This window comes from Pseudarthrobacter kochi, from assembly GCF_055412805.1.
Window position 1 is genome coordinate 19,398 of sequence record NZ_JBVAYV010000001.1, and the last position, 19,938, is coordinate 39,335.

At 68.2% G+C, this 19,938-nt stretch carries 21 protein-coding genes and 1 pseudogene; 15 read left to right on the plus strand and 7 right to left on the minus strand.

What is annotated here, in order from left to right; translation table 11 throughout:
* Positions 1-136: 136 nt before the first annotated feature.
* Entirely contained in the window at positions 137-982 is an 846-nt protein-coding gene (locus tag ACZY0Y_RS00135; RefSeq protein ID WP_463956511.1) for a GAF and ANTAR domain-containing protein, read from the minus strand.
* A 229-nt stretch (positions 983-1,211) separates the two neighbouring features.
* Between ACZY0Y_RS00135 and ACZY0Y_RS00140 the strand changes: the two genes are divergently transcribed.
* The 5 genes from ACZY0Y_RS00140 to ACZY0Y_RS00160 all read left to right on the plus strand — a co-directional run bounded on the left by ACZY0Y_RS00140 (position 1,212) and on the right by ACZY0Y_RS00160 (position 4,341).
* Positions 1,212-1,934, plus strand: coding sequence for a GAF and ANTAR domain-containing protein (locus tag ACZY0Y_RS00140; protein WP_463956360.1), 723 nt, complete (start codon positions 1,212-1,214; stop codon positions 1,932-1,934).
* A gap of 15 nt (positions 1,935-1,949) precedes the next feature.
* The gene (locus ACZY0Y_RS00145; protein ID WP_463883924.1) at positions 1,950-2,297 is read left to right on the plus strand and encodes a hypothetical protein; all 348 of its coding nucleotides are present in this window, start codon (positions 1,950-1,952) and stop codon (positions 2,295-2,297) included.
* 62 nt (positions 2,298-2,359) lie between these two features.
* Positions 2,360-3,067 (plus strand): MgtC/SapB family protein, encoded by a 708-nt coding sequence (locus ACZY0Y_RS00150; RefSeq protein WP_463956362.1) that lies wholly within the window; start codon positions 2,360-2,362, stop codon positions 3,065-3,067.
* Positions 3,068-3,619: 552 nt separating this feature from the next.
* On the plus strand, positions 3,620-3,886 hold the full coding sequence (locus ACZY0Y_RS00155) for a GNAT family N-acetyltransferase (RefSeq protein ID WP_463956364.1): 267 nt from the start codon (positions 3,620-3,622) through the stop codon (positions 3,884-3,886).
* Between the two features lie 50 nt (positions 3,887-3,936).
* Entirely contained in the window at positions 3,937-4,341 is a 405-nt protein-coding gene (locus ACZY0Y_RS00160) for a VOC family protein (RefSeq protein WP_463883921.1), read from the plus strand.
* A gap of 42 nt (positions 4,342-4,383) precedes the next feature.
* Here ACZY0Y_RS00160 and ACZY0Y_RS00165 read toward each other — a convergent pair whose 3' ends face one another.
* Entirely contained in the window at positions 4,384-4,872 is a 489-nt protein-coding gene (locus ACZY0Y_RS00165) for a GNAT family N-acetyltransferase (protein WP_463956366.1), read from the minus strand.
* Between the two features lie 104 nt (positions 4,873-4,976).
* Here ACZY0Y_RS00165 and ACZY0Y_RS00170 point away from each other — a divergent pair, with 104 nt between their 5' ends.
* Positions 4,977-5,522: an acyl-CoA thioesterase gene (locus ACZY0Y_RS00170; RefSeq protein ID WP_463883919.1), complete on the plus strand. Its 546-nt coding sequence runs from the start codon at positions 4,977-4,979 to the stop codon at positions 5,520-5,522.
* Positions 5,523-5,534: 12 nt separating this feature from the next.
* On the opposite strand, the gene ACZY0Y_RS00175 is transcribed toward ACZY0Y_RS00170, so the two are convergent.
* Both ACZY0Y_RS00175 and ACZY0Y_RS00180 read right to left on the minus strand, forming a co-directional pair.
* Positions 5,535-6,335 carry an ABC transporter permease subunit gene (locus ACZY0Y_RS00175; protein ID WP_463956368.1) on the minus strand — a complete coding sequence of 267 codons (801 nt, stop codon included), beginning with the start codon at positions 6,333-6,335 and terminating at the stop codon, positions 5,535-5,537.
* Positions 6,332-7,339, minus strand: a complete 1,008-nt coding sequence (locus ACZY0Y_RS00180; RefSeq protein WP_463956369.1) for an ABC transporter ATP-binding protein — start codon at positions 7,337-7,339, stop codon at positions 6,332-6,334. Before ACZY0Y_RS00180 ends, ACZY0Y_RS00175 begins: the two co-directional genes overlap by 4 nt.
* Before the next feature lie 147 nt (positions 7,340-7,486).
* Here ACZY0Y_RS00180 and trxA point away from each other — a divergent pair, with 147 nt between their 5' ends.
* A complete protein-coding gene (trxA, locus tag ACZY0Y_RS00185; protein ID WP_160664163.1) occupies positions 7,487-7,900 on the plus strand; it encodes a thioredoxin in 414 nt (137 codons plus the stop codon).
* Positions 7,901-8,007: 107 nt separating this feature from the next.
* Here the strand turns inward: trxA and ACZY0Y_RS00190 are convergent, their stop codons facing one another.
* Entirely contained in the window at positions 8,008-8,286 is a 279-nt protein-coding gene (locus ACZY0Y_RS00190; protein WP_024367726.1) for a putative quinol monooxygenase, read from the minus strand.
* A 102-nt stretch (positions 8,287-8,388) separates the two neighbouring features.
* Here ACZY0Y_RS00190 and ACZY0Y_RS00195 point away from each other — a divergent pair, with 102 nt between their 5' ends.
* Positions 8,389-10,065, plus strand: coding sequence for an AMP-binding protein (locus ACZY0Y_RS00195; RefSeq protein WP_463883916.1), 1,677 nt, complete (start codon positions 8,389-8,391; stop codon positions 10,063-10,065).
* 132 nt (positions 10,066-10,197) lie between these two features.
* Entirely contained in the window at positions 10,198-11,118 is a 921-nt protein-coding gene (locus ACZY0Y_RS00200; RefSeq protein ID WP_463883915.1) for a putative endonuclease domain-containing protein, read from the plus strand.
* Between the two features lie 75 nt (positions 11,119-11,193).
* On the opposite strand, the gene ACZY0Y_RS00205 is transcribed toward ACZY0Y_RS00200, so the two are convergent.
* Entirely contained in the window at positions 11,194-12,174 is a 981-nt protein-coding gene (locus ACZY0Y_RS00205) for a DNA-3-methyladenine glycosylase family protein (RefSeq protein WP_463956371.1), read from the minus strand.
* Between the two features lie 164 nt (positions 12,175-12,338).
* Between ACZY0Y_RS00205 and ACZY0Y_RS00210 the strand changes: the two genes are divergently transcribed.
* Positions 12,339-12,767, plus strand: a complete 429-nt coding sequence (locus ACZY0Y_RS00210) for a VOC family protein (protein WP_463956373.1) — start codon at positions 12,339-12,341, stop codon at positions 12,765-12,767.
* A gap of 22 nt (positions 12,768-12,789) precedes the next feature.
* On the opposite strand, the pseudogene ACZY0Y_RS00215 reads toward ACZY0Y_RS00210, so the two are convergent.
* Positions 12,790-13,922 (minus strand): annotated as a pseudogene (locus tag ACZY0Y_RS00215) (SLC13 family permease).
* 142 nt (positions 13,923-14,064) lie between these two features.
* On the opposite strand from ACZY0Y_RS00215, the gene ACZY0Y_RS00220 reads away from it, so the two are divergent.
* The 5 genes from ACZY0Y_RS00220 to ACZY0Y_RS00240 all read left to right on the plus strand — a co-directional run bounded on the left by ACZY0Y_RS00220 (position 14,065) and on the right by ACZY0Y_RS00240 (position 19,937).
* Positions 14,065-15,450 carry a cystathionine beta-synthase gene (locus ACZY0Y_RS00220; RefSeq protein ID WP_463883912.1) on the plus strand — a complete coding sequence of 462 codons (1,386 nt, stop codon included), beginning with the start codon at positions 14,065-14,067 and terminating at the stop codon, positions 15,448-15,450.
* An 84-nt stretch (positions 15,451-15,534) separates the two neighbouring features.
* The gene (locus ACZY0Y_RS00225; protein WP_463956375.1) at positions 15,535-16,749 is read left to right on the plus strand and encodes a cystathionine gamma-synthase; all 1,215 of its coding nucleotides are present in this window, start codon (positions 15,535-15,537) and stop codon (positions 16,747-16,749) included.
* A 6-nt stretch (positions 16,750-16,755) separates the two neighbouring features.
* The gene (locus ACZY0Y_RS00230; protein ID WP_463956377.1) at positions 16,756-18,030 is read left to right on the plus strand and encodes a glycosyltransferase 87 family protein; all 1,275 of its coding nucleotides are present in this window, start codon (positions 16,756-16,758) and stop codon (positions 18,028-18,030) included.
* 33 nt (positions 18,031-18,063) lie between these two features.
* Positions 18,064-18,579: a winged helix-turn-helix transcriptional regulator gene (locus ACZY0Y_RS00235; protein ID WP_463956379.1), complete on the plus strand. Its 516-nt coding sequence runs from the start codon at positions 18,064-18,066 to the stop codon at positions 18,577-18,579.
* Positions 18,576-19,937, plus strand: a complete 1,362-nt coding sequence (locus ACZY0Y_RS00240; protein WP_463956381.1) for an MFS transporter — start codon at positions 18,576-18,578, stop codon at positions 19,935-19,937. Before ACZY0Y_RS00235 ends, ACZY0Y_RS00240 begins: the two co-directional genes overlap by 4 nt.
* Position 19,938 lies beyond the last annotated feature (1 nt).

Here is a 19,938-nt window from a genome sequence, read left to right on the forward strand (position 1 = left end):
CTGCCCCATTCTGCCGGCGGCTGCTTCCGCCTGGTGACGGTGATTCCGCACGGTGACGGTGATTCCGCACGTCACCTCGCGTTCCGGGCGGGACAGCTCCGCCGCCGCCAGCCGGGCCAGTCTGGCCAGGAAGTAGTCAACGTTGGATCCTGCTTCGGTGCTGTCCAGCACGAGATCCAGCAGCGTACTGCCGCTGACGGCGATGCTGTGCCACGTAGATGAAAGGGCGGGGCTGTCCCGCATGGTTCCCCCAATTCCTGGTCGCGCGCTGCAATAGAGCGGCGGCTTTTTCCATCCTATTGCGGGGGTCCGCCGCGGGTAGAGCGACTCCCCGCAGAATGTCCGCGGCAATCGTGTGGAGCTTCGTGTCCGTGGCCCTGGCGGCCAGGTGCAGCAGCTCCATGGACCGTTCCCTGCTGTACCGGTTCTGGACCATGACCAGAGCGACGGCGGCGTCAACAATGGCCCGGGATTTCAAGGCGGAGCGGAGATGCTCGGGATAGATTTCCGGGGGGTGGACCTTGAGCGCCAGCCGCAGAATCCGCGAGATGGACGTGGCATGGCGCTCCACCTCCGCAACGGTGGTGCTGTCAAAAACGCCCTTCGAGCGTGCGTAGCAGTTCATCGCTGCGGCTGCACCCGGATCCGTGGCGATCGGTACGGCCAGGACCGACACGATGCCCTCACCGGAGACCGCGGAGGCGTAGTGCTCCCAGCGGTCGTCAGCCGCCACATCAGGAACCAGAACTGTGGTGCCATGCCGCAGGGCCGTGAGGCAGGGGCCGTCGTCGAACGCGTACTGCTTCTCATCCAGCAGTCTCGCGTCCTCGCCGCTGCTGGCGACGGTGGCCGGAGTGCCGTCCCGTTCCACCGTGATGGCGCACAGCATCGGCTCGGACCCGCCGAGACGGGTCGCGGAGACGGTGGTCAGGCCCAGGAGGAATTCGGTGAACCCGGGACTTTCCAGCAGGAGGTCTTGCAGCTGCTCGGGTGTTGGAGACGCGCCGGCTCAGCGGCTGCGGACTCTTGATCGCCCGCAACCCAAATAGCGCACCCCGGACCCGTCCGGGCCGTGATCCAGCTACTCGCGACAATACGCCGTGCGGGGGGGACAGTGAATATAGGCCGCCCCGGCCGGCCCGCCGTATGCTTGGATCCTGCGGCGATGCGCGCCGGCTGGCGACCTGCCGGTATGGACTTCTGAGGTGAAGATGAGCGCCGAACTGCCGCTGGCTGACGAGATCACTGCCGTTTTTGCCCGGGCCACGAGGCTGCTGCTGACGGAAGAAACGGTGGGCCACGCCCTCCGGCTGATTACGGACGCCGCGACTGCTGCGATTCCCGGCGCGATCGGCGCCGGAGTGAGCCTGATCAACGGTTCAGGCCGGCGGCAGACGACCGCCGCGTCCGATGCCGTCGTCGCTGAAGCTGACGCACTCCAGTACAAGCTGGGGGAAGGCCCGTGCATCACGGCCTGGGCGAGCGGGGAAACGGTCCTGGTCGAGGAAATGGCCTCCGACCGGCGATGGTCCCGGTGGGCTCCCGCGGCCGCAGCGCTGGGAATTTCGTCCTCGGTGAGCTGCCCCCTGTTGTCCGGCGGTCTTGCGTTGGGAGCCGTCAAGGTGTACTCGGACGGCGGCCAGTTTGCAGGAAACGGCACGATCCGATTGGCTGAACTCTTTGCCGAACAGGCGACGCTCTTTGTCATCCACACCCACGCCCGGGAGGCTGCCCGGACGCTGAGTGACCGGTTGCAGGAGTCCCTTGCGCAGAGGGACACAATCAGCATGGCCAAGGGCCTGCTGATGGCCCGGAATGGAACCAACGATGAAGTGGCCCTCCGGGATTTGATGATGCTGTCGCGGCAGGCAGGGAAGCCCCTTGCCCTGGTCGCGGCAGAACTGCTGGCTGCGGCCAGTCCCTTCGAAAACTGAGCGCAGGACGACGGCATGGCCTTGGGTGACGAGGAGAGCGAGCAGCGGCGGCGATTCGCCGACTCGCTGCGCCACGCCGACGTCAGTATTGAGGAGCTGTGGCTGCGGTACTTTACGCTCGGTGGCCACGCCGGACAGTTCGAGATCGAGGCCTACATCCACGGCGCGATGGCACTGCCCGCCCTCCAGCGCGACATCCTCGCCCATGCCCTGAATGAACGCCTGGATGAGCTGCACTCCGGGGCGCCGCGGGCGCCGTACAGCGTAGACGGCCCCGATGAGGAGACCGGCGACCGGCCCGGCAAAGAGTCCGGCGACCGGCCCGACAAGGAGTCCCGCGACGACGGACCTTGGCCTTGCTAGAGTCAGCAACAGGGACAGTGATCCCGGGCCGGGTCCGTCGCTGACTAACGGGCCACAGGAAGGTGGGCGGCAAGTTCGCGTTTTTCCCCGAAACCAGCCTGGTGGAAGCCGGGCTGCTGCTCGCGACGTTTGTGCTGTGTTCGCTGATCGGCATCGAGCGGCAGGTCCGGCAGAAGAGCGCAGGCTACCGGACCCACGTGCTGGTGGGGCTTGGCTCGTGCGCCTTCACCCTGGTCTCCGCCTATGGCTTCGCGTTAGTGACGGGGCCCGGAGCTGTCGTGGACCCTTCCCGCATCGCGGCCCAGATCGTAAGCGGGATCGGCTTCCTGGGCGCCGGCGTCATCTTCAAGGGCCGGGACGTGGTCCGCGGCCTCACCACGGCCTCCACCATCTGGGTATCGGCAGCAGTGGGCATGGCCTGCGGAGCCGGCATGGTCTCCCTGGGGGTGGTGCTGACGATCTTCCACCTCATCACACTGTTTGTGATTGCCCCCGCGGTCCGCAGGATCCCCTCTGTGGACCGGAACCGGGTGATGCACGTCGACTATGCCGATGGCCAAGGGGTGTTGCGGCAGATCCTTGAAATCGCCACCACCATGGGGTTCAGCTCGTCGATCCTGCGCACCCGGCGGACCGGGGATGAGCAGAAGCCGATGGTCTCGATGGAGGTGCGGTGTCGGCGGGCGCCATCCGCTGCGCAACCTCGTCCTGCCCCTGATGGACCTGCACGGCGTGGCAAGTGTGATCGTGCGCGGTGCCGACTCCAGTGAGGATGACGACGACGATGACGATGAAGCCTGAGCTGCTGCCTCGATCATCACCCCGGGGCACGGGAACAAGACCGCCCGCACCGTGGCTGTGCGGCAGGGCGAGGCGATCAATGCCACGGCTCTGCTCGGGTTGTTCCGGCAGATCATCGCCAACAACCGCGCCGGTGGCTGGCGGAAGCTCAAACAGGAGGGTCGAGCGCGGCAGAGCCGGGCGGTGTTGACGGCGGTGCGGGGTGCAAGGATGGGGGCATGCGCTTCTTTGACGATCTTCCGGCGCCGCTGTGCCAGCCCAAGCAGCCGTGCCAGCCCAACTTTGTGCTGCCCCCGTGGGGGGAGTGAGGCTACGGATGCCCGGCAACAGCACGACCCTGGCCGGCAGCATCCGGATCCGGGTGTTGCGGGCCTCCGACGTGGAAGCTATGTGCGCCGCCTACCTGCGGAACCGTGAACATCTGGCGCCCTGGGAGCCGCTGCGGGCAGAGGAGTTCTTCACCGTCGACGGTCAAATGATGAGCGTCCAGTCCAAGCTGGCCCTGTTTATTGCGGGATCGGATGTTCCTCAGCGCCCATCTCGGATACTGGGTGGACAAGGACTACAACGGACGAGGGATCGGCTCGGCGGCCGTGGCTTTCGCCGTGGACGCTGCACGGGAGGAGCTGGGCCTGCACCGGCTGCAGGCCGCCACGCTCCAACACAATGCCGCCTCCCAGAAGATCCTGCAGCGCTCGGGGTTCACGGAGATCGGTGTGGCCCCGGCCTACCTCAACATCGCCGGAGCCTGGCAGGACCACATTCTCTTCCAGCGCATTTTGTATTGAGCCCCGGGGGCCGGCGAAAACCTGTGCCACGGCCGTGCGAGACTCTCCTCGTGACTGATGAATCACTCGGGGCCCTGCACCATGTGGAACTGTGGGTCCCGCACCTGGGCCGCGCCAAGGATGAATGGGGCTGGCTCCTGACCCGGCTGGGCTACCTCAAGTACCAGGCCTGGCCGGACGGGTGCAGCTGGCGGCGGGGCCCGACGTACATCGTCGTCGAGGAATCCCCGGCCCTGAGCAGCCGAACGCACGACCGCGCCGCTCCCGGCCTCAATCACCTGGCCTTCAGGGCGGGGACCCGGCCCCAGGTCGATGCCCTGGCGGCAGACGCGCTCGCGCACGGCTGGAGTGAACTGTTCCCGGAACAGTACCCGCACGCCGGCGGCCCGGACCACTTCGCCGCGTACCTGGTGAATTCAGACGGCTTCGAGGCCGAGCTGGTCGCCACGGACTGACGCCTGGCCCGCCGGACCCCGTATAGGGCGCCGGCACACGGCTCAGCGCACCATCCGCAGGATCCGGACTGGCGTACCGATCAGCTCATGCGCCGCGGTGGAACCGTCAGGGACGAAGCCGTTGCGCCGGTAGAAGGCGAGGGCGCGGGGGTTCTGTTCCGCAACCCAGAGGTAGGCGCCGCCGCCGGCCACGGCTGAATCGAGCAGCATTTGGCCTGCCCCGGAGCCGTAGTGGCTGGCCAGCACGTAGATTCCCTGCAGCTCCCAGTGCCGGGGTGCGTCGTCATCGCGTCCGGCCCCGGCGCTCGCCCAGGCGACGATATCCATACCCGCGCAGGCAACCCAGACGTTCGAGGCGGCGGCGGAGATGTTGGCGCGCCATTTGTCCTCCCGCGGGCCCTGTTGCAGCCCGGCCAAGTCTTCGGCCGGCAGCAGGTGGGCGTAGCACTCGCGCCAGGCCTGGATGTGCACCCGGGCAATGCCGGCGGCGTCCTCCAGCACGGCGGCCCTGACAGTCAGGTCTGTTCTCATCCGGCAAGAGTAATACGGGTTGCACGCGCTGATCCGCGGTGCCGGGCCACGAGCCACGGCCCCGGTCCTTGGCTGTGTTGTTACCCGCGGGTAACATAATCCCTATGCACCTGCTCCTCCGCACGCTTGTCCTGCTGTTCACGTCCTCCCGACGCTCCCCGCTGAGCATCTGGGATACCGCGTCATTGCCGTTGAAGGTCCTGCCGACCGACATCGACATCGCGATGCATGTCAACAACGGAATGTACTTCTCCCTGATGGACCTGGGCCGGTTCGATCTGATGGCCCGCAGCGGCACCTGGAAGGCCATGCGCCGCCGGGGATGGAGTCCCGTGGCGGCGGGGGAGACCATCGCCTTCCGCCGTTCGCTGCAGTTGTGGCAGCGGTACACGATCGAAACGAAGATCATTGGCCTCGACGAGAAGGCCATCTACTTCGAGCAGCGCATGGTGGTGGACGGGGAAATCTACGCCCGCGCCTTCATCGCGACCCGCCTGGTCAGCAAGGGCAAGCCGGTCAGCCAGGAAGAAATCATCCGGGAGTTCGGTGCGCCTCCGGCGGACCTGGAACTTCCCGCCTGGATCCATGAGTGGCGCGAAACCAACGCCCTTCCGGGGGCGCGGCGGCCCGCCCCGCACGCCTGGGCCTGAGACGGCCTGCGCCTAGGTCCCGACGTCGCGCCGGCCCAGTGCCACCGCGCTGAGCCCCACGAGCGCGGCCGAAATGCCCCATAGCCAGCCCGCGGCCAGCCAGTCCGCCCCGTTGGCCAGCGGGTTGTTGGCGTAGGCCCAGTTGTAGGGGGACAGGTTCAGGAGCCAGTCGACGTCCCTGCTTTGCCGTCCGACCGCGTTGAACACATAGCCCAGCACGCCGACGCCGGCGCCGGCGGCCAGCCCGTAAGTCTTCCGCCCCGTCACCGCGCCGGCGAACAGCGCCGTGCTGCCGGTGAGCATGCTCAGCCCGGCGAACAGCACTGAGGCGCCAAAAAGGTTCTCCGGCTGGATGTTCAACTCCGCGGAATCATTCGGCAGCCGGATGAGGGCGAACACGAGGGCCGCGAGAAGCAGCACGCGCAGCAAGATGGCCAGCGCCCGCTCCAGGACCACCTGCGTGCGGGTCACGCCGTGGGCCAGGGTGAGTTCGAGCTGGCCGGATTCCTCGTCCCCGCCGACTGCCGCCGCGCCCCACGCCACCGAGGCGATGGTCATCAGCAGGAAGCCGATCAGCCCGAACATCGTGGCCTGGGTGTAGCCGGGGCCGGTGGTCACCAGGTCGTAGTTGAGCGCCTTGATGATCTCCGGCGGGAAGGCCTGCACCATGCGCTGCATCTCCGGGCTTGCGCCGATCGAGGGGTAGAGCGGCAGGTAGAGGAAGATCGTGACGGCGAACCCCGCCGCCCACCCGAGCGTGGAACGCCAGGGGTCCACGAACGCCCGCGTGAACAGCGGCAGCGGCTTCCTCATCGGCCGTGCCCCTTTCGTCGTCGGCGGCCATTGTCGTCGGCGTCGGCTCCGCCGGTGCCGCTGCCGTTCGCGCGGATCGTTCCATACAGCTCCAATACCGATTCCTCGAGATCCGGTTCCTCCAGCACCAACTCGGTCAGCCTGAGGGAAGCCAGAACGTGGAGCAGCGGCTGGATGGCGCCGCCCAGGGTCGCGGACAGTTCGACGCCGTCGCCCGACGGCAGCACCTCGAGGTGCCCGATCCCGGGCACCCGTGCCAGCAGCGCGCCGGCGTCGGCCGCCGAAATCCCTGTGGCGGTGAGCCGCACGTGCCGCACCGCGCCTTCCCGCAGGCTGTCCACGGTGGCGACAGTGATAATCCGGCCGTCGCGGAGGATCGCGACCTCGTCGGCGGCCTGCTGGACCTCGCTGAGCATATGGGAGCTGAGGAAGATGGTCTGCCCGTTGCCCTGCGCCTCGCGGACCATCGCGAGGAATTCCTGCTGGACCAGGGGGTCCAATCCGCTTGTCGGTTCATCCAGCACCAGCAATTCCGGATCATGCATGAAGGCCTGCACGAGCCCCAGCTTCTGCTTGTTGCCCTTGGAGAGCTTGCGGGTGTGGCGGTCCAGGTCCAGGCCCAGCCGCTCGGCAAGGGTATCGATCCTGCCGGGTCTGACAGGGCCGCTGATGTCCGCGTAGTGCGAGAGCAGCTTGCGGCCGGTGATCCGTCCCTCCAGGAACAGTTCGCCGGGCAGATAACCGGTCCGGCGGCGGAGCGCCGGGCCTGCGGTCCGAGGGTTCTCGCCGAGCACTCTCGACGTTCCCGCGGTGGGACGGATGATGTCCAGCAGGCACCTCATGACGGTCGTCTTGCCTGCACCGTTGGGGCCGATCACGCCAAAGACGGAGCCCTTCCCGATCTCGAAGCTGACGCCGTGCAGCACTTCTCGGCGGCCGAATTTCTTGGTCAGGGAGTCGACAACAATGGCCTGGCTCGCGGTGTTTCCCGGGTCGTGGGGCATGGCGCCGATGGTAGGCCGCGGCCGCCATGCGGGCTAGGGTCCAAGGACCCCGCACCGGATGGCCGGGCGCGCGGGAGGGCCGTCATATGCATGTGCCAACAGCGAAATGCAGGGGACAAGGCGCCGCTGCTCGCGTACCGTTGACCCATGGCTACCGTAGACATTACAGGTGAACAGTTCGCATCTACTGTCGAGGACAATGACATTGTCCTCGTCGATTTCTGGGCCGAATGGTGTGGCCCGTGCAAGCAGTTCGGCCCCACATACGCCGCAGTTTCCGAGAAACACCAGGACGTCGTTTTCACCAAGGTGGATACCGAGGCCGAGCAGCAGCTCGCCGCCGAGGCCGGCATTACGTCCATCCCGACGTTGATGGCGTTCCGCGAAAAGGTGCTGGTGTTCTCCCAGCCCGGCGCCCTGAACGCCCAGCAGCTGGAACAGGTCGTTGACGCCGTCAAGGCCCTCGACATGGAAGAAGTCCACGCGCACGTTGCCCGGTCCCAGGCCGAGGCTGCCGCGGCGGTCAGCAAGCAGGACGGCAGCCAGATCCCGGAGGCCTAGTCGCCCTGCAGCAACCCGACAAACAACAACGCGGGGTCCCTCCGCTCCCGTTGGCGTGTGGGCGCGAAGTGACCCCGCGTTGTCTTTGTGACTTTGTCCGGGAGGGCCTAGAGTTTCACGAGCTTGACCGGCTCGGCCAGCAGAGCGCTGAGCGACTCATTGAGGTCCTGGACCGCGGTGCCCTTCGAGTGCTTGTCCAGGTCTTCCTGCGAGGCCCACTGCTCGGTCAGGACAAGCTTGTCCTCGCTGGCTTCGGTGAGCTCGTAGCGGATGCACCCTGGCTCGTTGACGACCTCGTCGATCGCGATCTCCAGCGCGAGCTTCACACGGAAGAACTCGCCGTCGTTGGGAATGAAGATGGCCTGAAGGTCAATGGGTGCGCTCATGGTTTTCACAATACCGGGGCCGCGGCTTCCTGTCCCGAAGATTTCGTAGGACATCCAAGCTTTACTCTTCTTTTGCCGGCCGAGTGTTGGTAGCGTCACACCATGCTTGCATACACAGCCGGGGACACTGACGTCCCGCTGCTCGAGGAAACCATCGGCGACAATTTCGAACGGATCGTGGCCAGGTTCCCCTTCCAGGACGCCCTGATCGAGGCCGCGGCCGTGCCCGGGGAAGAGGCCCGGCGCTGGAGCTACACCAAACTGAACGACGACGTCGACCGCGTGGCCCGCGCGCTGCTGGCCCTGGGCGTGGCCAAGGGCGACCGGATCGGCATCTGGAGCCCGAACTGCGCCGAGTGGACCATCCTGCAGTACGCGACGGCCAAGACAGGGGCGATCCTGGTCAATGTCAATCCCGCCTACCGCAGCCACGAGCTGGAGTTCGTGGTCAAGCAGAACGGCATGCGGATGCTGGTCGCGGCGCCGTCGGACCGCAACAGCGACTACACCGGTATGGCCCGGCAGGCGCTGGCTGAATGCCCGGAGCTGCGCGAACTTGTTTTCCTTCCCGACGCCGGCCTGCCGGCCCTGACGGCGGGGGTCCCCGAATCGGAGGCGGAGCGGACGTTCGCGGAGCTGCTCAAGCGGGCCGACGACGTCGCCCACGCCGACCTCAAGGCGCGGATGGCCGAACTGGACCCGCACGACGCGATCAACCTGCAGTACACCTCCGGCACGACCGGCTTCCCCAAAGGTGCCACGCTCTCGCACTACAACATCCTGAACAACGGCCACTCGATCGGTGAGCTGCTGGAGTACACCGAGCACGACCGGGTGGTGCTGCCGGTGCCGTTCTACCACTGCTTCGGCATGGTGATCGGGAACCTGGCCGCCCTGAGCCACGGCTGCGCCACCATCATTCCGGGCCGCGGGTTCACCCCGGCCGCGGCGCTGGAGGCGGTCCAGGACTTCGGCGGCACGTCACTGTACGGGGTGCCGACGATGTTCATCGCCGAGCTCGCACTGCCGGACTTTGCCTCCTATGACCTCTCGACCCTGCGCACCGGGGTGATGGCGGGTTCGCTGTGCCCCATCGAGGTGATGAACCGCGTCATCTCCGAGATGAACATGTCAGACGTGGCCATCTGCTACGGGATGACGGAGACCTCGCCGGTATCCACCATGACCCGCAGCGTGGACACCATGGCCCAGCGCACCGAGAGTGTGGGCCGGACCATGCCGCAGCTGGAGAGCCAGATCGTGGACCCGATGACCGGGGCGGTGCTGCAGCGCGGCGAGATCGGCGAACTGTGCACCCGCGGGTACTCCGTCATGAAGGGCTACTGGAACCAGCCGGACAAGACCGCCGAGGCGATTGACACCGAGGGCTGGATGCACACCGGGGACCTCGCCCGGATGGACGAGGACGGCTACATCGTGATCGAGGGCCGGATCAAGGACATGGTGATCCGCGGCGGCGAGAACGTCTACCCGCGCGAGATCGAGGAGTTCCTCTACACCCACCCGGACATCCAGGACGTGCAGGTGATCGGCGTGCCGGATGCCAAGTACGGCGAGGAGCTGATGGCCTGCGTCATCCTCAAGGCCGGCGCCGCGCCGCTGGACGCCGCCAGCCTGGCCGAGTATTGCCGAGGGAAGCTGGCGCACTACAAGATCCCGCGCTACGTCGACGTGCGCGAGAGCTTTCCGATGACCGTCTCCGGCAAGATCCGCAAGGTGGACATGCGGCAGGAAGCTGTATCCCGCCTCGGCCTCTGACAGCAACGCGGGGTCAGATCGCGCCCATAAAGTGGGCCCGGATGGGCGATATCTGACCCCGCGTTGCGGTAGGTCGCGAGGTCCTGTGGATAACCTCTGCGCTGGGTTTGAATCGAGGCCACAATGGGGCGCATGGTCCGCAGTTCGCCGCTCCCCGGAAGCCTCGCCCAGACACCGTTCACTGTCTATGAGTCCCGCGCGCTGGGGGTCTCGGCCAAACGCCTGCGGGCGTGTGACCTGTCCGACGGCGGCCGCCTCATCTACCTGCCCGCCGGCCGGCAGCTGGAGATTGTCGAGCGTGCCCGCGTCCTGGCCGCCGCCACGCCGGGCGCCTGGGTCTCGCACGAAACAGCCGCCGTCTTGACCCTGCTTGGCCTGCCGCCCTGGCTGGGCGGCTGTGCCACCATCCACCTCAGCAAACCGCATGAGCTTCCCAGGGTCCGCCGGGCCGGTGTGACGGGCCACCGGGTGCGGTCCAACCCCGGGGAGCTGACCGACGTCGACGGCATCCCCGTTACGGCGCCGCCCCGGACCTGGCTGGATCTGGCCGCGGTCCTGCCGATCAACTACCTTATTGCCCTGGGCGACCAGATCATCCGCCTGCCCCGGCCCGGCCTTGAGCAACGGTCCGAGCCGTATGCCTACAAGGACGGGCTGCGACTGCTCATCCGCCAGCATCCCAACATGAAAGGTGTCGAGAAGGCCAGGCTCGCCCTCGACGAGATGCGGGTAGGAGCCGATTCCTTCCCGGAGACCTTCCTGCGGCTGGCCCTGCTGGACGCGCGAATGCCCGAGCCGGAGCTGCAGGTCAGACTCTATCCGGACGACCCGCGCTCGCCGGCCGCAGACCTGGGCTACCGGAGGTTCCGGATCGCCATCCAGTACGACGGCGCACCCCACCTCACGCGCGAACAGCAGTCCCGCGACAGCCGGCGGGACGAAGCGTTCCACAACGCGGGCTGGACGTACTTCAAAGTCAACGCCGATGATCTGGCCGAGGATTTCGCGGGCGTCATCGGCCGGATCAAAAGGGCCAGGCTCCCTCGCGGCTGACCCCGCTTAAAGCAACGCGGGGTCACATCGCGCCCATAAAGTGGGCCCGGATGGGCGATATCTGACCCCGCGTTGTTAGTGGGCGCGGTGGTCCTGGAGGGTCATCCGCGGGCCGAAGGTGGGTTTCCGGAAGCCGCTGAGGCCGATCATCCGGACAACGCGCTGCCGGTGTCCGGCCCACGGAGCCAGCAGGCGGAGCATCCCGGCGTCGTCAGTCCGGCGGCCGGTCAGTGCCGCACCGACGTACGCGGCAAGGTGGTAGTCTCCCACCGCAATGGAGTCCGGGCAGCCGTGCGTGCGCTGCACCACCTCCGCCGCGGTCCACGCCCCAATGCCGGGAAGAGTCTGCAGCTTCGCGGAGGCCTCCGCCGCAGGGAGCGCCGCGAGCCGTTCCAGCGCGACGGCGGAGCGCAGCGCGCGCATGACGGTCGCCGAACGCTGGGGGCCAACCCCGGCCTGGTGCCATTCCCAGGACGGGATGCGCAGCCACTGCTCGGGGGTGGGCTGGACCATCAGGTTGGCGGGCGCGACAGTACCGGCGCCGGGGGCCGGCGTGCCGAAGCGGTACATCAGATACCGGTAGCCGCGCCGGGCCTCGATCACCGTGACCTTCTGCTCCAGGATCGTGGGCACGAGGGAATCGACCAGGCGCCCGGTGGCGGGCAGCCGCACAGCGGGGTTCCGGCGTCGGGCCTCCACAACCATCCGGGGGAGCGTGGCGTGGAACGCCGGCTCGTCAAAGCCGGACCAGTCGTCGTCACGGCCCAGCATCCGCGGCACGGAATCGGCGGCCGCGCCCGCGCCCGGTCCCCAGGCTTGGACGTCGATGGCCGGGTCCGCCCGCGGGCCGGCGGCGGTGAGGCGGAGTGTGGCCGGACCCGACGGCGTGGTGAATCCCAGCCAGAGCCCGTCCGGCGCTGCGCGGATGGACGGGTCGCCGTGCCCCCGCAGGAGCGTTCCGATTGTCTGGGACAGGTCGAAGGGGCCGCCCGGATGCCAGCGGAGCGAGGCGTCCGCCGCGGCGGCAAAGCCGGCGGGGACGTCTGCAATGGTCATCCGACCATGATTCCACGAACGCCTGGCAGCGGCCGTGTCTGCGGCACCCGGGGCTGGGGCCGTACGGCCCTAAACCTCCCTCGCTGCCGGGGCTAGACTCCGGCTGTCGGCCGGGCTGCCTGTGCTTGCCCTTTGGCCCGAATCCTTGTTCTTAGGAGAGTGTTATGGCTGGTGGAGTAGTACATTTTGAGATCCCCGCGGACGATGAGAACCGCGCACGGGAGTTCTACAGCTCGGTGTTCGGCTGGGGCTTTCAGGTGCTGCCGGAGATGGAATACAGCCTGGCGATGACCACGCCGATGGACGAGCATGGCCGGCCGGCGGTGTCCGGTTCCATCAACGGCGGACTGTTCAAACGGGGGGAAGGGCTCACGGCGCCGGTGGTCACGGTGGACGTGGACGACATCGACGCCACGCTGGAGAAAATCACCACGCTCGGCGGATCGATGTACCGGGAAAAGATGGAGGTGCCCGGGTCTGGCTGGAACGCCTACTTCAAGGACTCCGAAGGCAACGTTGTGGGACTGTGGCAGAACGCGGCCCCTGACGCCGTCGCGGGCTCCGCGGCTGCCGGAACCGACATCGGCGCCTGACGCCGTCGGCGGCGTCCTGCCTTCAGTGCATCCCGGTGGTGAGCCAGAGTGCGACGACCGCGAGCGGCACGGTGAGGACGACGGCGGCGAGGCCGGCGGCCGCGAATCCGCCCCAGCGGATCTCGACGTTGAGGGTGCGGAGCCGTTCGTGCCAGAGCAGTGTGGCCAGCGACGCCCACGGGGTCACCAGCGGCCCGAGGTTCACCCCGATCAGCAGGGCCGCCAGCCGCACCGGCGAGTCTCCTACCGGTTCCAACGCGAGGTAGGCCGGCAGGTTGTTCACTGCGTTCGCCGCTCCGGCCCCCAGTCCCGCAAGCTGCAGCAGTGCCGGGAGGCCCTCGCCCGATCCGGCGATCCCGGACAGGAAACGCGTCAGGCCGTTCGCGTGCAGGGCCTCCACCACCATGAACAGCCCCGAGGTGAGCATGAGCGGGCGCCAGGGAACCATGGACCAGCGCAGCGCCGAGCGGCGCCGCCAGAGGAAAAGACCAAGCAGGACCGCCGCCGCCGCCATCGCAGGGAACTGCACGGGTACACCGGAGATGAGGGCGGGGAGCAGCAGCACCATCACCCCCGACGCCGAGTACAGCAGCACCAAGTCCTGCGCCCTGTGGGCCGGCTGCGGTGCGTAGCGGCCGGCCAGGTCCTTCCGGAAGGCCAGCCACAGCAGCCCGATCGGGACCAGGATCCCGACCAGCGCCGGCGCCCAGACGAGGCCGGCGAAGGCGGCCGGGCTGAGGTTCAGCCGGGCCTGGGCCAGCAGATTGGTCAGGTTCGACACCGGCAGCAGCAGGGAAGCGGTGTTGGCCAGCCCGACCGTGGTCAGGGCAAACGGCAGCGGCGGGATCCGGGCGTGGACCGCCAGCAGCACGACGACGGGGGCACGAGCACCGCCGTCGTATCCAGGGACAGGAACACGGTGGAGACGGTGGCCAGGCCGATCACGAGCAGCCACAGCAGGGAAGCCCGGCCCCGGCCCAGCGCCGCGAGACGCTCTGTCACGACCCGGAACAGGCCGGCGTCGTCGACCATTTCCGTCACCAGGGACATGGCGACAACGAAGGTCAGCACGGGGACGGTGCGGCCGGCCAGTTCCTGGAAAGCGGGCCAGGGCAGGAGGCCGGTGAGCAGCGCGGCGGTGCCCGCCGCCAGCATCCCGGCAGGGAGCAGATAGCTCTTCAGGGGCTTCAGCCAGCGCCAGCTCGTCTCCGCATCATCTTCGCAGTCGGCGGCCCCGATGACCGCCCCGACGTGCCTGAATCCGCCCCTGGCGGGTGGAGACGGTAACTTTGTACCTATGAAGTACGCCCAGTCCGTTCTGGACCTCATCGGCAATACGCCGCTCGTCAAGCTCCACCACGTCACCGACGGCATCGGGGCCACGGTCCTGGTGAAGCTGGAATATCTGAACCCCGGCGGTTCCATCAAAGACCGCATCGCGGTGAAGATGATCGAGGAGGCCGAACGCGCCGGCAAGCTCCTGCCCGGCGGCACCATCGTGGAGCCCACCTCCGGCAACACCGGCGTCGGGCTGGCCCTCGTGGCCCAGCAGAAGGGCTACCGGTGCATCTTCGTGGTGCCGGACAAGGTCGGCGAGGACAAGCGCGCCGTGCTGCAGGCCTACGGCGCCGAGGTCGTGGTGACGCCCACCGCCGTCGCCCCCGACAGCCCGCAAAGCTACTACGGTGTCTCGGACCGGCTGGTCACCGAGATCCCCGGCGCCTACAAGCCCGACCAGTTCTCCAACCCGGCCGCCCCGGCCAGCCACTACGAATCCACCGGCCCGGAAATCTGGCGCGACACGGACGGCCGGGTCACGCACTGCGTGATCGGGGCCGGCACGGGCGGAACCATCACCGGCACCGGCCGGTACCTCAAGGAAGTTTCCGCGCACCGCGCGGAGTCCGACGGCGGCGTGGTCAAGATCATCGGCGCGGACCCGGCAGGTTCGGTCTACTCCGGCGGCACCGGCCGGCCGTACTTCGTCGAAGGTGTCGGCGAGGACATGTGGCCGGCCAACTACGACAAGGCCGTCCCCGACAACGTCATCGCCGTGAGCGACGCCGACTCCTTCGACATGACGCGCCGGCTTGCCCGCGAGGAAGGCCTGCTCGTGGGCGGTTCCTCCGGCATGGCCGTCGTCGCCGCCCTGCAGGTCGCCAAGGACCTGCCGGATGATGCCGTCGTCGTTGTGATCCTGCCGGACTCCGGCCGCGGCTACCTCGCCAAGATCTTCAACGACCAGTGGATGCGCTCCTACGGCTTCCTCGCCAGCGGGGACGAAGCCTCCGTGGGCGAGATCCTCAAGGCCAAGACCGGGGAGCTGCCGGACCTCGTGCACATCCACCCCAACGAGAGCGTCCGCGACGTCATCAACATCATGAACGAGTACGGGGTCTCCCACATCCCGGTGCTGTCGCAGGAGCCGCCGGTGGTGATGGGCGAGGTCCTCGGCGCCGTCGACGAGCGCACCCTGACCGCGAAGCTGTTCCGCGGTGAAGCCAAGCTCTCGGACAAGATCTCCGAGCACATGGAGGCCCGGCTGCCGGTGATCGGCTCGCTCGAATCGATCTCGACGGCCCGCGAACTCCTCTCCGACGCGGACACCCTGATGGTGACCTTCGTCGGCGCTCCGGTGGGGATCCTGACCCGCCACGACCTCCTCGCCTACCTGAGCAACTGACCCCAGTAACTGGTTTCAGCAACTGACCCGGATGCCGGACCGCCCTCCCGGGGGCGTCCCGGCCGCCGGCCGAAAGGAACGCATATGTCTTTGCCAGAAAGCTCTTCCGCCAAAACCGCCGGGTTCAACACCCGCGCCGTGCACGCCGGCCAGGAGTTCGAGCCGCGCACCGGCGCCGTCGTGCCGCCCGTGCATTTCTCCACCACCTATGCCCAGGAAGCGATCGGCGTGCTGCGGGCCGGCTACGAATACGGCCGCGGGACCAACCCCACCCGTGACTCGCTGCAGGAACAGCTCGCAGCGCTGGAAGGCGGGACCGCCGCGTTCTCCTTCAGCTCCGGCCTCGCCGCCGAGGACTCCATGATCCGCGCCCTCACCCGGCCCGGCGACCACATCGTGCTCGGCAACGACGCCTACGGCGGCACCTACCGGCTGATTGCCCGGGTGCTGGGGGAGTGGGGCATCGGCAACACCCCGGTGGACATGTCCAACCTTGACGCCGTGGCGAAGGCCGTGGCAGCTGGGGGGTCGAACGGCGGCAAGACCCGGCTCGTCTGGGTCGAGACGCCGTCGAACCCGATGATGAAGATTACCGACATCGCGGCCCTGTTCGAGGTGGCGCACGACGCCGGTGCCCTCCTCGTGGTGGACAACACCTTCGCCTCGCCATACCTGCAGAACCCGCTGGCCCTCGGCGCCGACGTCGTGGTTCACTCCACCACCAAGTACATCGGCGGACACTCCGACGTCGTCGGCGGCGCCATCATCGTCAACGACCCGGAGCTGGCGGAGAAGATCGGCTTCGTGCAGTTCGCCGTCGGTGCCGTCTCCGGCCCGATGGACGCGTTCCTGACCACCCGGGGCCTGAAGACCCTCGGCGTGCGGATGGACCGGCACAGCGACAACGCCCAGGCCGTAGCGGAGTGGCTGCTGCAGCGGCCCGAGGTGGAGGCCGTGCTGTACCCGGGTCTGCCCTCGCACCCCGGGCACGAGCTCGCGAAGAAGCAGATGAAGAAGTTCGGCGGGATGATCTCCGTGCAGTTCAAGGGCGGCGAAGCCGCGGCACGCAAGGTGGCCGAGTCCACGTCCGTGTTCACCCTCGCGGAGTCCCTTGGCGGGATCGAATCCCTCATGAACTACCCCTCGGAAATGACGCACGCCTCGGTCAAAGGCACCGAACTGGCCGTCCCGGTCAACCTGATCCGGCTCTCCTGCGGCATCGAGGACGTCGAGGACCTCATCGCCGACCTGGAGCAGGCGTTCGCGCAGATTGCCACCGCCGGCGAGTCAGGCAGCTAACCACCCGTGACCACCACCACCGCCAGGGCCAGGCCCTCCACCACCCGCGGCTGGCTCGCGACGGCGGCCGGCGCGCTCGCCGTCGTCGTCGCCCTGGTGGTGCTGTACTCGGCCTACATCCCGCTGATGAACGACTTCGAGGTCTACTTCTACGGCGGCAACCGGGTGCTGCAGTCCGGCGAGACCGGCGTCAACGAGCTTTACGCGGCGCGGGACGGGCTGCCGTTCACGTACCCGCCCTTCGCCGCGCTGCTGTTCGCCGCCCTGGCGACGCTGGGCCAAAGCGGCGGCAGCCTCGTGTTCATCACGACCGCGCTGCTGGGCGCCGCAACCGTGTCCGCCTGGCTCGCACGGCACTACTTCCGCCTCGGCAGCTGGCGGAACGCGTTCGCCGACTGGCGTTTCCGGGCCGTGGCGCTGGCCGGCACCGCGGCGATCCTGCTCCTGGGGCCGTGGCGGGACACCTTCGACTTCGGCCAGATCAACATCATCCTGATGGGCCTGATCCTCGCCGACTTTGCGCTCTACGGGAAAGCCCGGGCGGGGCAGATCCGCTGGCCCGCAGGGCTGCTGATCGGCATCGCGGCGGGCATCAAACTGACGCCGCTCGCGTTCGGGCTCTATTTCCTGGTCCGCCGCGACTTCAAGGCCCTCGGCTGGATGGCCGCCGGCTTCTTCGGCTCGATCGGTCTGGCCTGGGCCGTGCTGCCCACGGCCTCGCTGACTTTCTGGACCAAGATCCTGCCCGACACCGGACGGATCGGCGGGCCGGCGTACGTGGACAACCTCTCGGTCAAGGGCCTGCTGCTGCACCTGGGACTGCCGGATTCCGGCCTGACAAGCCTGTTGTGGCTCGCGCTGTCAATGGCACTGGCCGCGACTGCCGCGCTCGTGATCAAGTGGGCGGGGGCCGCCGAGGAGAACTTCGTCGCCGTCTCCGCCACCGCCGTGCTGATGCTGTTGGTCAGTCCGGTGTCCTGGTCCCACCACTGGGTCTGGATGGCCGTGGCCCTGCCCTGCATGGGCTTCGCCATCCACCGGGTGCCGTCCCGCAACGGACGGATGCGCCTGGCCGGGTGGATCATCGTCGCGTTCTCGGCCCTGTCCTTCTACCTGACGCCCAAGTACCTGTCGGTCATGGCAGGAGCGGCCGAGTGGGGCAAGGACCCGCAGACCCCATGGCAGCTCATCGTGGCCAGCCTCGGAGTGCTCTGCGGCATCGCCATGCTGGTCTACTGGGCCCTGGCCTACCGGCCGTCCCGCGGGGCGCTCCGCCCCTAGCTTTCTTGAAGAAAGTCAGCTAGGGTCGTCCGCATGGCACTTCGATCCGACTGGTCCCAGCGGAACTGCAGCATGGCCCGCGGCCTGGACATCCTTGGCGACCCGTGGGGCATGCTGGTCCTGCGCGAGGTCTTCTTCGGCAACGGCCGTTTCGACTCGATGAAGGCCCGGCTCGGGGCGGCGGATTCCGTCCTCACCAGGCGCCTCGCAGCCCTCGTTGACGCCGGGCTGCTCACCCGCCGGCCGTACGACGACGGCGGCCGCGCCCGCCAGGAGTACGTGCTCACCGCCAAAGGTGAGGACGCGCTGCCGGTGCTCAACGCCGTCGTCATCTGGGCCGAAAAATACCTCCCGGCCCCGTCCGAGCAGGCCCACATGTTCGTGATCCACTCCACGTGCGGCCAGTGCACCACCTCGGCGGACACCTGCACTTCCTGTGGGGAGCGGCTCACGGCGGACAACACCAGCTGGCACAGCCTGACCCGCACCGCCGAGCCCGTGGCCCTCGCCACCGCCCCCACGACACAGCAGAGCGGAACCGCGGCATGAGTGCTCCCGAAGCCGCCCCTCGGCAACGCCTCCACCCGGCCCCCAAGCGCCGCCTCCACCCGGCCTGGGTGGTTGCCGCCGTCGCGTTCCTGGCGCTGGTCGGCGCGGCCGGCTTCCGTGCCGCGCCCGGCGTGCTGATGGTGCCGCTGCAGAGCGAATTCGGCTGGTCCACCACGGTGCTCTCAGCCGCTGTCAGCATCAACCTGGTGCTCTTCGGCCTCACGGCACCGTTCGCCGCGGCCCTCATGGAACGGTTCGGAATCCGCGCCGTCACGTCCGTCGCGCTCGTGCTGATCGGGGCCGGCAGCGCCCTGACCGTGCTGGTCAACCAGTCCTGGCAGATCCTGCTGACCTGGGGCCTGCTGATCGGGCTCGGGACGGGATCCATGGCGCTGGTCTTCGCCGCCACCATCGCCAACACCTGGTTCGTCAAGAGCCGCGGGCTGGTGATCGGCATCCTCACCGCCGGCAGCGCCGCGGGCCAGCTGGTCTTCCTGCCGTTCATCGCCGCGCTCGCCCAGGATCCGGGCTGGCGGCAGGCCTCGCTGCTGATCGCGGCCGGCGCGCTGGCTGTGGTGCCGCTCGTGTTGAAGTTCCTCAAGAACTCACCCGCCGACGCCGGTGTGCTGCCGTACGGCGCCGACGCCGGGGAATCCGGGGAGGCCGGGGGTGCCATCGCTGCAGAGGCGGCGCCGAAAGCCCCGGGGGAGCCCGCGGAACCGAGCCGGAACGCCGCCGTGCGGGCGCTGCAGGTGCTCAAACGGGCCAGCAAGGTCCGGACCTTCTGGGCCCTCGTCGCCGGGTTCGCGATCTGCGGCGCCACGACCAACGGGCTGATCGGCACACATTTCATCCCGTCCGCCCACGACCACGGCATGACCCAAACCACGGCGGCGGGCCTGCTGGCCGTCGTCGGAATCTTCGACATCGTCGGCACCATTGCCTCCGGCTGGCTGACCGACCGCTACAACCCGCGGATCCTGCTGGCCGTCTACTACCAGTTCCGCGGGATCGGCCTGCTGGTGCTGCCGCTGCTGCTCAGCGCCACCGTGCAGCCCAGCATGATCGTGTTCGTCGTGATCTACGGCCTGGACTGGGTGGCCACCGTCCCGCCGACCGCCGCGATCTGCCGCCAGGTGTTCGGCGCCGACGGCAGCGTGGTGTTCGGCTGGGTCTTCGCCGCCCACCAGCTCGGCGCTGCCGCTGCGGCGCTGGCTGCGGGCGCCATCCGGGACGCCACGGGCCAGTACACCTATGCCTGGTTCGGCGCCGCCGCGATGTGCACCATCGCCGCCGTCATCAGCGCGACCATCCGCAAGGACGCAGGCAAGAAGGACGTAATCCCGGTACCGGCGTAGC